We start from the raw sequence: 13,007 nt of genomic DNA, 5'->3' as shown, positions 1-13,007 counted from the left end.
GTTCCTTGTGATTTCAGTTGAATCAGGCGGTTTCAGATGCCATCAGGTTTTCAATCTTGCGTAACGAACGTTGACGAATTCGTTTCCAGGTGCGTTCCGGAACAAAATGTCCTTCCCAACCGCCCACAACACAAGATGCACCGGCTTGTAGGACTTCAAATGCACCCCAACCAGTGCTTTTGGATGTGGCATTTACTGACAGGTTGCTAATTAGACGAATCAGTATTGGGTATCTTTCGTCGAGAACATCCTTAAATTCGAAATTGAATGCGGTAATGGTGATCTGGGAAGATTCCGGAACGCCGTAGTAGTGCGCTGTCGCTAAACCTGTTTGACGCAGAGCTTCCATGATTAACATGCCTTGAACATGATCTGATGGATGGTCAAAGTTAATCTCCTGCGTTGAAACTCCCATGTTGAAATAAAGCACTTTGCCTATTTCCAGAGGTTCAGACAAAAGCACATTGGCATCTTGCTTTTTATGTACCATTTCTTTGCTGATTCTGGAGCCACCACCACTGGCAATTGATTCCCATTGAGCATCATAAGATTTATCCGTTGGGCCAACAGGGAGCCTTGAAAGCATGTTGGTAATTGTCCAGTTCCATCTGGATTTCCAGTCAAATGCGGATTCTGGGTTTAAATTTTGATTGCTAAATTGAGCGACTGTTTGCTCGTCGAGACCTAAAACAGTGGAGTAAAAAGAAAGCTCCTCTTCAGTCTGTATATTTAGAGTGTCAAATAAATCGTTCATATTAATTTCTACTCCTGTGTGCAACTGCCTGGCCTAATTTAACTTTGGTTTCTCTTTCGTTCGCTGTGTGCTCAATGATGTCTGCACTCGGTTCCCAACGTCCTTTCTCCCCAAACACGATAATGGTGGAGGCTCCAAAATCGAAATAGCCTTTCTCTTGGCCTCTTTGAAAGCTTGGTGCATTGAACGTTTGGTGAATTCTGCCCACTCCCATCGCGCCAACCTCTACATAAGCCAGATGACCGAAATCCTCTGAGTAGAGCAAATTGACTTGTCGTTCATTGGTACAGAAAATGTCTTGCTTGTGACGAAGTGCTACCAGATTAACAGCGTGTACTTTGCCTTTTCTGTGATAGGCGTCAGTGAGCTGTCCGTCGAATGGAAAGTGAAACCAGTGGTAATCTATCGGAGAGAGGCGACAGACTAAAACCGGCCCTCCCATAAATCTCTTGCTAATTTCATCATTCTCTAAAATTTGTTCTGCTGATAAATACCCGCCTTTTACAGGGAAACGAATGTCCTCATGCGTGTTTTTGTAACCAAGATAAAACCCTTCAGCAAAAGCTGAAAATGTATCTTTATCATCGTTAAAAGGGCGAGCACCTTGGTTAAATTTTCTTAAAAAAAAGTCGCGATATGAGCCAATATCGCTCTCTTCTATATCGAATTCATTCAGGTCTATCTGGTACTTTTCAATGTCTTGTAAAGCCTGATTTTTAGTCAAAGGTGAGCGTTTGTACTGACGATAAACCCAAGAGTGTAAGCGTGTTGCGAAGTAGCCATATAAAAACAGTTTTCCAATTGGGCTACTGTACATCCAGGAAAGAGCCTGACCGGCATAGTTTTCTCTTTGAATTAATTTTCTCGCATCGCGATCCCAATATTCAGGATGAACTTCTTTTTTCATTGTCTTTACCCTTAACTGGCCTGGAAAATATCAATGTCGTAAAACTGAGTAGTTTCTTTGGATATCAGATCCTGATACTTTTCAGTGACCAGATTTAAGTTCTCAGGCAGCGAGAAATCTGGACGAAAAGCGAAATATCGGGAGATGATCGTGGCTCCACTGTCCATGTTGTTTGTTAAGGCTTTGAGTAATCTGGAATAGGTAGCGCTATCAAGATAAGAAGGAACGTCAGATAAAGAAACAAATGATATTGGATGTTTGAATGACTCACTAAAGTCGCTGATATTGGTATTCAGATAGTTCATGGTGACGTTGTTTGCGCCTTCCTTTATTAAGTGAAAATGCTCTTCATCTACTTCGATGGGGAAGGCAATATCATTGTTGATTTTTCCTGTAAGCATAAGGTGTGCAAAGCACGATTTTTTTAATCCACAGGAATAAACCAGGCGTTGAAAACGTTCTTTGAAGAAATCGTAGTAGGAATTAGCTACTTGCATTTGAGGTAGACGATCTTTGTAGAAAAATGCACGAAGGAAAGTGACACTGCCCAGTAATTTTATGTATATGTACCAGCGTAATTTGAGGCTGGTTTTTGTCATCATTGCATCCCATTCCTGCTGATCGCTAACAGATAAGAATGAATCCAGGGACAACAAAGAGGTCACTTTGGCAAACTTCTTCAGTGCCTGTTCCCATTTACCCAAATAAATAATGCCTTGCCATTGAGCCTGTTCCAGAAAGGGTTCTAATCTTTTTATGTCATCGAACTGATTAGCGATGTCAGAAAATATCTGTTTTCTCTTGGTGGCAGGCATGTTGAATCCGGGGTAGCCGAGAAATGCGACATAATCCTGGTAATCTAAAAGCTTCACGGCTTCGATTCGTAGCTTGGTAAGAGCAAGTTGATGCGCAGATGAATCTATACAGGTTAGGGCGGCAGGTTGTTTTGCTAACAACGGCAATACCCGAGAGCCGCTGCCAGCGATACTTACTACATGCTCAGAATGCTTGGCTAACACTCCTAGTTCTAGTGAATTATCCTCGTTGGATAAGGTGTAGTTAAACCCCCAGTCTTGATTTGAATTGCTCATTGATAGTTGCTCTTTGTATATGCTTTTGAATTCGGAATTGATTTTTCACTTCTTTGATTGAGTAGATTTTGGTGAATAAAAAATACTTACCATAATTTCGTTTTTTTGATTCTTTTGTATTCATTTATTGCTGTTTTGTCAGGAGGTATATCTAATTTTTCTATATTTGATAATTCTAGCCAGTACAAATTTTCCGCTTCGTTAACTGAAATATCTCCTTTCCACTTTTCTATTGCGAAATAGTGCACTTTTTGTATTTCTTTAGTGACATGTACAAGAGTACAAATGTAGTGGGTTTCTAGCGCGGTAAGCCCGGTTTCTTCCTCTAATTCTCTTTTTAGAGCTTCAACAGGAGTTTCTTCAGGCATGCAATGACCACCAGGTATGGCTACTAACCCTGGATCAATCTCTTTATCCAATCTCCTCTTTTCTAGCAGTATCTTTTGGTCATTCAATAGCATAAAAGCAACGCATTCAATCATGCATTTAATCCTTTTAAATAAGCGATATATCTCCACGAAAAGATGTTTTTAAAAATGCCATTTTATTTTGTTCGAAACAACTTTAATTGCCTTTTTTTATATAGCTTTAAAAGATAATTAATGTGTGAAAAATATTTGGCAAATTGTTTTTTTTGTGAGTTTTAAATGAAAGGTTTGAGAAGTTTATTTTGTTGGTCAAATAAGTTGTGGTTGATATCTACACATACAAATGAGTATGTTCTCTGTTGATTATCAAGATAAATGAAGGTGCCGCTCTTTAGTGACGTGAGTTTAACTGTCTTTTTCAATGATGAATGGTTCACCGATATGCTTGTTCCAAGCGCTGGGCTTTTCTATTTGCTGCACAATTAAGTCATGTCGTAAAACCGGTTCCAGCAATGGTTCAAACTGTTTTGTTTCAGTGTTGTTAGGGGCTAACCAGGCATCCAGCGTTGCCTTATCTTGTGGCAACATTAGAGGAATAGATTTGGAGTGAATGTCTGACAGTTTTGGATTGGGCGGAAGCGTGATAACAGAGCAGGACAGGGGGATTTCTCCAGTGCCTCTGTGTAACCATTCTCGATAAAGCCCACCAAAAGCGATAGCGTCATCTTTGGCCTGCATGTCATGGCAGGAGATACGTTTGCCATTTTTAAATTCAGATTCACCAAAGCCTTTTGCTGCAATGATACAGCGGCTTTGGCGATAGGGAATAAATCCAGCACTTCGTGGTGTACTGAGTTTGTCGTAACGAGTATTAAAGGAAGTATATTTAGAGGGCCTAAATCCTGACTCGGTTTCTTCTAGCAATAACCACCATGTGGCGTTATTGAGCTGCCTGCCCAAGGATGTTTCTCTAACAATGGATACGGGTTGAGCTGCGCCTATGTATCTACTAAAAATGGGCTGTTGTGACCAAAGATTAATATCCAATAAATCATATAAGGCTCTAACAGACGGATCGTCAGTTACATTCAATCTGCCACACATTTATGCTTTGTTCTCTCTTGCTCAGCTGGGTGATGGCAAATGTAACACGAATGCTAGTTTACCTGGGCAATATTGATATGGCGTTTTACCAGAGTCACTAAATCTGGCAGTGAAAGGGGTTTGCTAAGGTAGTAGCCCTGATAGCAATTGCAGTTCAGTTCTTTTAAGTAATTCAACTGATACAGGGTTTCAACACCTTCTGCGACGACTTTTAGGCCAAACTCATGACCAATATCAATAATGGTTTTAACCAGTCGGGTGTCATTGCTGTTGGCATGCAGATTCATTACAAAAGCACGATCGATTTTTAGTTCACTCAATGGCAGTTGTTTTAAATAACTAAGCGATGAATAGCCTGTGCCAAAGTCATCTAACGAGATTTTGAGCCCTAAATTTTTAAGCTCATTAAGCTTATGCAAAATGACGTTGAAGTTCTCAATTAACACATGCTCGGTAACTTCCAGAGTGACGTTAGCCGTTGGCAAGGTAAAGTTATCCAGTATGGAAATCATTGAGGCCACAAACCCCGATTGATTCAATTGTTTTGGGCTCACATTTATTGATAGCTTCAAGGTTTTCCCTGTTTCTTTTGTCACTCGCTCAATGTCTTTACAGGCGGTTTTCAGCACATGTTCGCCCAAGTCAGTAATCATGCCCGAATCCTCGGCTACAGAGATAAATTCCTCGGGTGGGATCAGGCCATAATCAGGATGATTCCATCTGGCTAGTGCTTCTACTCCCTCTATTGCACCAGAGATAGTGAACTGTGGTTGGTAGTCGACATAGATATCCTGTTTTTCAATTGCTGTGCGCAGATCTTTTTCAATATGTAAGCGTCGCAGTATGCTTTCCTGCATGCTGGAGACAAAAAAGGCGGTTTTGTTGCGCCCAGTGTCTTTGGCTTTATACATGGCAACATCCGCATATTTCAGTACATCTTCAATGGATTCATCGGTGAGCGGGAAGGTGGTTATCCCGGCACTTAAGGTCACTTGCAGTTCGTACTGTCCAACTTGTACAGGAGAGTTAAAACTTTGTCGTATATTTTCTGCGATTCGTTCTGCAATGATATTGGCCTGTTGCAGGTTTTTTCCCAGGTTGTTAACCAGCACCACAAACTCGTCGCCTCCGAATCGAGCCAGAATATCATTGGGGCGGAGCAGGGATTTAATGCGTTTGGCACAGGAAATCAGCAATTGGTCGCCAATGGTATGACCCATTGAATCATTGACGTTTTTAAAGCGATCCAGATCAAGAAAGAGAATGGCATGGTATTCCCTTTCGGCAATGGCTTTTTGATAAGCGGTTTTGAGGTGTTCATTAAGCAGGTTTCTGTTGGGTAGACCTGTGAGGGCATCGTAATTCGCGCGGTATTTAATCTCTGCTTCTGCTTTTTTACGCTCCGAAATATCTCGCCAGACCGTATAAAGCAGGTTGGTGTCACCGTTTGGGATTGAGGTAAGCAATACTTCTACTGGAAATACTTCGCCATTTTTACGCTTGTGATCCCATTCAAAGCGGTGGCTGCCTTTAGCAAAGGCGATTTCAATCATTTCATTGGCTTTTTCTTTGGAATCTCTGCCATCGGGTTGCTTTTGGGGGCTGAGTTTAGACGGATGAGTGTTACTTAACTCTTCCTTGCTCGAATAGCCCAGCATATTCAGAGTTGCCTGATTACAATCAATGAATTGATTGCCATCTATAACCAACAATGCATCGGCGGTTTTGTCGAACAGAGTTTGATAGCGTTTGTTACTCTGATTCAGGTTTTCCTGTTGTTTCACAAGTTCACGTTTGAGATCTGCGTTTGTCTGTTCCAGAGACGTTAGCTTGTGATGAAGCTGGTTACTGTCCTCGGAATTTTCCAACAGTTTTGCCATTCTACTTTGTAGCTTTTCACCATAGAAAAAGAATAATCCAATGATCGACATACCCAAGGCCAGAAGTATCAAGGTGATGGAAATAATCGGGATGCCATTGGCGGCAATGAGTGTTGATACATCCACCATGAAGTACAGGTAAGACGTTATTTCGTTTTCTGAATTATGAATCGGCAGTGACGACACAATCTGATATAAACCGTTGTTATCACTTTGGTAGAAGGTCTGTTGCCTGCTTGTTGAGAGAATGGGGAGCAGTGATTTCACAAATTGATTGTAGCCAGTGCTCAGTACCAGAAACTCGGGCGTATTATATAGAAAGCGGGTTTTCTTGATTTCCTCATCACTGGGCAGATATTGGTTTTGGTTCAAATATTGTTTGTCCATTGCCAAGAGAATGGTGACGTCATTGATGCTTGCCAAGCCTTCCAGAACGGAGGTCATGGTTGTTGTCGCTTCGATATATCCGAGTAAATCACCCGTATCGCGCCAAGGTAGAACGACGCTCAGTACCGGAAGCCCAATACTATCCAGTTCAATCCCGTAGCTGCTTTGTCCTGAACGCATCGATGATTCAAGCGTGTAGTGAGGTACATGGTCACCAAATTTTTCAGGTTGCTGGAAACGTAGAAAGTTTTGCCCATCGGGGGCATGAAAATAGAGCTCTATGGCATCTTGATCGCCATACAAAGAGCCCAGATGATTGGTTAAGTGTTCATATAAGGCTGTGCGGTTTCGCTCTCGAAAGTGGTTTTTTAATGCCTGATCTTCGCTCAGAAAAGTGATTAGGGTACTGAGCTTGCCCCCCTGTAATTCTAATAACTGACGATAACCGCTAAACAGCCGCTGTTGGTATTCGCGAGACAAAGAGCCAAGGTGTTTCTCTGTTTGATATGACGAGTAAACAAATAGTAATCCGCACACAACCGTACAAAATACAGCGAACATGATGAGCAGGCGCTTGGAGATATTCGGTTGATCGCTATTCATTCATCACCTCATCAGAACTGATAGCTTGTCTGTTTAAGATTAGAACAAATTGAGGATGTTTTAGGGTTTCGCTTGGGTAGAGTTCCCTTCCAAGACCACCATACAGGCACACAAAGGGGCTTTAAGTTGTTGTTCTGGAAATTAATTTGAAACTTATTTCAGCCGTTAATTTTTTATCGTTTTTTCAGTTATTGATGTGTCTATTTTTAGATTTTATTTGAATAAAAATGGATGGGAAGTGCATTATCTCATTGAAATCTATCATTAATGTTTTCTTTGATAACAAAATGAACACATATATTACAAAATGTAAAAATAGTGTGAATACGTATGCAGGCAATTTAACTTATTCCTTAAAATGGTAAAAATAACACTCTGTGTGTTGTGAAAATCGTTAAATTGGATGACGAGATAAAAGAATTAATCCTAACGAGGTATCTGTATGCGTAATAGTAACAATGTTGCCAAAAGTGGCAATTCAGTCAGCAAGCTTAAGGCGCTGGCTTTTAGTGCCATAGCATCGGCAACATTATTTTCAGCTTCTGCCAGTGCAGACGTTATTCTCCATGCTTTTAACTGGACGTATGATGACGTAGCGGCTAAAGCTCAAGAGATTGCGAATCTGGGCTACAAAAAAGTATTGGTTTCACCCGCTTATAAATCGACAGGCAGTGCCTGGTGGGCGCGTTATCAGCCGCAAGATTACCGCGTCATTGATAACCCTCTGGGCGACACGAACGATTTTAAAGCCATGGTCAATGCACTTAAAGCCAAAGGTATTGATGTATATGCCGACATCGTGTTCAACCACATGGCCAATGAATCTGCTATTCGTTCCGATCTTAACTATCCCGGGACTACGATTTTAAATCAGTATGCGGCAAGTAGTTCTTACTACAATTCCAACAAACTGTTTGGTGACCTTTCCACTAACCTGTTTGGTTCTGGTGATTTTCATCCGGCTGGTTGTATTACCAACTGGAATGACCCTGGTCATGTTCAATACTGGCGTTTATGTGGCGGCGGCGGTGACACGGGTTTGCCAGACTTGGATTCTAATAGCTGGGTAATTGCGCAACAAAAAGCCTATTTGCAAACGCTGAAAAACTACGGTGTTAAAGGCTTCCGCGTTGATGCTGCCAAGCATATGACCAATTACCACATCAATGCTGTGTTTGATTCGGGTATTAAGAGCGGTGTACATGTATTCGGTGAGATCATTACCTCTGGCGGTGCGGGCAACACTGAATATGATAACTTCTTGGCTCCATATTTGAGTGCTACCGGACATAATGCTTACGATTTCCCATTGTTTGCGTCTATTCGTAGTGCTTTCTCATACAGTGGTTCGATGAATCAGTTGGTTGATCCTGCGGCTTACGGACAGGCTTTACCTTCCAGCAAAGCCGTTACCTTTACTGTAACGCATGATATTCCATTAAATGATGGATTCCGTTATCAGATCATGAACGCAACCGATGAAACTTTGGCGAACGCTTATATTTTGGGACGTGATGGTGGTACACCAATGATGTATTCCGATCACAACGAGAGTGGTGACAATCGCTGGGTGAATCTGTACAAGCGTACTGATATTGCCAATATGATTAAGTTCCACAACGGTGTTCAAGGGCGTTCAATGGATATCGTTAACTATAGTGATTGCTTCATTATGTTCCGTCGTGAGCATGTGGGTATCGTGGGTATTAATAAGTGCGGTAGTGGTCAGGACGTTTGGGTTGATACCAACGCTGAAGGTTTGTGGTGGTATCGCAACTATAAAGACACTTTGACAGGTAATACTCAATACATTACTTCACAGTGGCATAACTTCCATATTCCTGCACGTAGCGCGCGTATGTGGTTGATGCAGTAAAATAGTAATACGATACCCATAGAGTTCTTAAGTTTCTATGGGTATCAAATACTTCGGTTTTTATACTATCAGGGTCTGTATGAAGGAAGGCTGCGTATTTGATGTCCGATATCATCGTTCGATATATGTTATTTGACCGGATTGGTTTGAAGTATATTGTGAACCACAGCTTACAGTTGAGTTGCTGTGAAACTGGATGTTTTTAAGATTTAAGATTTAAGGATGACTAAATGACTATTTTTAGAAAGCTTTTCAATTCATTAATTTTTGTATCCTGCTTATTCCATTTTTCTGCATTTTCTGAAGTCGCGACTTTGCCTGACAGAGATCCCATTGTTGTAGAATGTGATTCTGCTTGTGATGTACGGGAAACGGTATTAGGTATATTAAAAAAACGTTTTCACGAGACTGTTCTATCTCAACGTTTTGATGTACGAATTCAAGGAAATGTATCTTATAGTTTTTCTCTTAAAGAGTTTATTGATACCTATCAAATAGATGTTATTCAGGGAAAAAGTCGAAATGGGATTGTTGTTTATGACGCACCATTAGAGTGTCAATATGACGATCAATATTCTTGTGATGACTGGATGAAAGTTGAATTTGTCAACTACATAGTAACATCAATAAACAATAGCGAGATTACACTTACCGTTACAGATGAATTTATTAATGGAAATAATGAAGCTCGGAGGCTTGTTATTGCTGTCGCTACTACAAATGCTATTGGACGCATTGCCCAGAAAGTTGCAGCAGCGTTAAATACGACTTTGATGGCAGGTTTAACTGAGTCAGCATCTGCTGTGGTAATTAACGAACTGTTACAGTCCACCGATTGGTATAAGACAGACTTGCAACCTGGGGATAAGTTGGTTTTCAAAGGTGGAAAAATGACTATTGAAAGAAGTGGCAGTGGCAGTAGTGGAGGCTCTCCTCTGGCTGGAACAGAGAATTATAACGGAGGTTATAATTACGGTAATTGGTTGTTTTCAATAGACACATTTAATTGTCATATACATTATACCGGGCGAACGGGGGTTCTTGTCGCTCAAACCGTCTGCTATTAGTGAAGTAACAGGGAGGCGTTCGAGGATATTTCATGTCTTATTATCTTATTTCTGGTATTACGATTTTACTTTTTGTTTCGTTAAATTTTGCATATTCCAGTAATTCAGGCCGAATATTCCCCGCCGCCTACCTTTTGGTTTGCTATGCGTCTTTTAAATATATAAACCCAGATTTGGAAGGCAATTTTGAATTAGACAGTATCTGTTCTGTTCTGTTATTTACGGTTGGGGTGTTGCTTGCATCCCTTCCAAGCAAACGTTTCTTTCTTTTTAGTCAATATCTATGTTCAGTATTAAAACAGTATAGTTGGGTCTGTTCCGGGTTGTATGCATATACTTTCGTATTTAATCGTTTGCTTGGTATAGCTGAATACACGTTATGGCTTGAACAATTAACTCTGTTTATTCTTATATGCACCGGAGTGATATATCCCATTGTATGGTGCATGCGCACACTATTTTTGAGATTTGATAACAAAGTGGATGTCTGAATAATATTGAGCTTGCCGCTCTTCATATCTGCTCAGGTGATTTACTTTTCTATATCTACTATTTATGGCACTCTTAGCGCCCTCTTATTAACAATACTTTTCCGTATTTTTCACGTTCTTATTTGTGGCTGTATGTCCGGATAAGTCGTTACTCTGACAACTATCATGAAAATATATTGTGAAGATACCTTGCTCTACGGAGAGGCCTTTTTTTCCTCATTAGGCCAATGCCAGACTTTTTCCGCTTCTACTGTTACTGCTGAGCAAATCCAGGATGCCGATGTGTTGGTTGTGCGTTCAACCACAGAGGTCAATGAGCAGCTTATAGGCCAGTGTCAAAACCTGAAATTTGTGGGTACGGCAACGGCGGGCTCTAATCACTTTGATAAAACCTACCTGCAATCCAGAGGCATTCCTATGTACAACGCTGCGGGTTGTAACGCTGTTGCGGTGGTGGAATACGTATTGTGCGCTATGCTGTATTTGGCTAAAAAGCGGCAATTTGATTTACTCGAACAACGTATAGGTATTGTGGGTGTAGGCAATATTGGTGGGCGTTTGAATGAGCGCTTGCAGGCCATGGGGATCCGAACAGCTTTGTATGACCCACCACTTCAAGCGTCTGGCGATAAACGCGAGTTTGTTAATTTCGATGAGATCATGAAGTGCGATCTTATTACCTTGCATGTGCCTTTGGTTAAAGAAGGAGAACATCCTACTTATCACATGTTTGATGCTGCCCGTTTGGCTCAGCTTGGTGAAAAGCAATGCTTTATCAATGCCTGTCGGGGAGAAGTGGTTGATAATCACGCGCTATTGGATGTGAAGCGGCAAGGTGCTGAATTTGGGCTGGTCATAGATGTTTGGGAAAATGAGCCGGATATTTTATTCGAGCTGGTTGATTATACCGATTTGGCAACCGCTCATATCGCCGGGCATACCATAGAAGGAAAGGCGAAAGGAACGTCAATGGTGTATCAGGCGCTATGCCAGCAGTTTGGGATAGAGCCAAGCTTGACTCTGGATGAATTTCTACCAGCAATTGATAATGCGGATTTGTCGTATTTTGAAGCAGAATTTACCGTGCCAGATGCATTGGAATTAGTTAGTAAAGTGTACGATATTTACCAGGATAATTTGGACTTTCGAAAAAGGGTAAAAAACGCTGATGAGTTTCGCTTGTTTCGCAAGCAGTACGGGGCTCGAAGAGAGTTTCAATACTTCAAAGTTAATGCTGGAAATTTGTGTAATTCACAGGCAATCTATGGCCTCGGATTTGGTAGTTAACAAACTCAGGAGTATGGGCTAAATGTCACGTGCCTTTAATGTCGCCGTATTAGGCGCAACCGGCCTTGTTGGTCAACACATGATTGAAATTCTGGAGCAAAGAGATTTCCCTGTTGAGAACCTCTTTCCGCTCGCTAGTTCTCGCTCTGCTGGCGGGACAATTACGTTTAAGGGACGCGACATTACTGTAGAAGATGCTGATAAGTTCGACTGGACACAGGTTAGCATTGGCTTTTTCTCGGCTGGTGGAAGTGTTTCAGCCAAGTATGCACCTATCGCTGCTGAAGCCGGGTGTATTGTTATCGATAATACCTCTCAGTATCGCTACGAACCCGATATTCCTTTGGTGGTTCCAGAAGTGAATCCTCAGGCACTAGCTGATTATCGAAATCGTAATATCATCGCGAATCCTAACTGCTCGACCATCCAGATGGTTGCAGCGTTAAAACCTATCCATGATGTATTCGGTATTGATCGTATTAACGTGGCGACTTATCAATCCGTTTCCGGTGCAGGTAAGAGTGCAATGGATGAATTGGCAAAGCAAACGGCAGATCTGTTAAATGGTAGACCCGTAGATGTTGAAGCTTTCTCACGTCAAATTGCATTTAACTGTATCCCTCAAATTGATGTTTTCCTTGATAATGATTACACCAAGGAAGAAATGAAAATGTCTTGGGAAACCAAGAAAATCATGGGTGACGATGATATTTTGGTGAACGCCACTGCGGTGCGTGTACCGGTATTTTTCGGACATGGTGAAGCTGTGCATTTGGAAACACGTATGCCTGTTGATATTGAGCAAATCAAAGACTTGCTAAGAAATGCGCCGGGCGTGACTTTTCTTGAAGATCGTGAAGATTTTCCAACCCAGGTGGGCAATGCCAGCGGTAAAGACGATGTATTTGTTGGCCGATTACGCAAAGACATTACTCATCCTAATGGCGTTAACATGTGGATCGTTTCTGACAATGTGCGCAAGGGTGCTGCAACTAACAGTATTCAGATCGCAGAAGTGTTGGTTCGCGATTACCTGTAAATAGATAGTTTGCAGATGGCTTGTATAAGTTATTTGCGCGACAGATAAGGATATCTGACAATAGTCTGGTCGAAGTCAAATCTTCAATGTAGGGGTTCGGCCAGACTGTTTTTTGTTTTCTTCGGTTATTAGCGGGAAAGTAGTTTAATAGGA

The 13,007-nt window shown here is 41.4% G+C and carries 10 protein-coding genes; 4 read left to right on the top strand and 6 right to left on the bottom strand.

Annotated features, from left to right (window positions below):
• Positions 1–22: 22 nt before the first annotated feature.
• The 6 genes from KIH87_RS12275 to KIH87_RS12250 form a co-directional block, all read right to left on the bottom strand.
• Positions 23–754: an AfsA-related hotdog domain-containing protein gene (locus KIH87_RS12275; RefSeq protein ID WP_232358157.1), complete on the bottom strand. Its 732-nt coding sequence runs from the start codon at positions 752–754 to the stop codon at positions 23–25.
• A gap of 1 nt (position 755) precedes the next feature.
• Positions 756–1,661, bottom strand: coding sequence for a phosphatidylserine decarboxylase (locus KIH87_RS12270; protein WP_232358156.1), 906 nt, complete (start codon positions 1,659–1,661; stop codon positions 756–758).
• Positions 1,662–1,672: 11 nt separating this feature from the next.
• Positions 1,673–2,752, bottom strand: a complete 1,080-nt coding sequence (locus KIH87_RS12265) for a DUF3419 family protein (RefSeq protein WP_232358155.1) — start codon at positions 2,750–2,752, stop codon at positions 1,673–1,675.
• Between the two features lie 86 nt (positions 2,753–2,838).
• Positions 2,839–3,234, bottom strand: a complete 396-nt coding sequence (locus tag KIH87_RS12260; protein WP_232358154.1) for an NUDIX hydrolase — start codon at positions 3,232–3,234, stop codon at positions 2,839–2,841.
• A 291-nt stretch (positions 3,235–3,525) separates the two neighbouring features.
• The gene (locus KIH87_RS12255; RefSeq protein ID WP_332460716.1) at positions 3,526–4,212 is read right to left on the bottom strand and encodes an SOS response-associated peptidase family protein; all 687 of its coding nucleotides are present in this window, start codon (positions 4,210–4,212) and stop codon (positions 3,526–3,528) included.
• A gap of 65 nt (positions 4,213–4,277) precedes the next feature.
• The gene (locus KIH87_RS12250; RefSeq protein ID WP_232358152.1) at positions 4,278–7,094 is read right to left on the bottom strand and encodes a sensor domain-containing protein; all 2,817 of its coding nucleotides are present in this window, start codon (positions 7,092–7,094) and stop codon (positions 4,278–4,280) included.
• A 442-nt stretch (positions 7,095–7,536) separates the two neighbouring features.
• On the opposite strand from KIH87_RS12250, the gene KIH87_RS12245 reads away from it, so the two are divergent.
• The 4 genes from KIH87_RS12245 (at position 7,537) to KIH87_RS12230 (ending at position 12,854) form a co-directional block, all read left to right on the top strand.
• Positions 7,537–8,970: an alpha-amylase family protein gene (locus KIH87_RS12245; protein WP_232358151.1), complete on the top strand. Its 1,434-nt coding sequence runs from the start codon at positions 7,537–7,539 to the stop codon at positions 8,968–8,970.
• 230 nt (positions 8,971–9,200) lie between these two features.
• Positions 9,201–10,037: a hypothetical protein gene (locus tag KIH87_RS12240; protein WP_232358150.1), complete on the top strand. Its 837-nt coding sequence runs from the start codon at positions 9,201–9,203 to the stop codon at positions 10,035–10,037.
• 656 nt (positions 10,038–10,693) lie between these two features.
• Positions 10,694–11,815, top strand: a complete 1,122-nt coding sequence (locus KIH87_RS12235) for a 4-phosphoerythronate dehydrogenase (protein WP_232358149.1) — start codon at positions 10,694–10,696, stop codon at positions 11,813–11,815.
• Positions 11,816–11,837: 22 nt separating this feature from the next.
• A complete protein-coding gene (locus KIH87_RS12230; RefSeq protein WP_232358148.1) occupies positions 11,838–12,854 on the top strand; it encodes an aspartate-semialdehyde dehydrogenase in 1,017 nt (338 codons plus the stop codon).
• The last annotated feature ends 153 nt before the right edge of the window (positions 12,855–13,007 follow it).

Origin of the sequence: Paraneptunicella aestuarii, from assembly GCF_019900845.1 — a bacterium.
Taxonomy (GTDB): Bacteria; Pseudomonadota; Gammaproteobacteria; order Enterobacterales; family Alteromonadaceae; genus Paraneptunicella; species Paraneptunicella aestuarii.
Note: the sequence above shows the minus strand (reverse complement) of the source record. Positions and strands in the feature narration are given on the sequence as shown.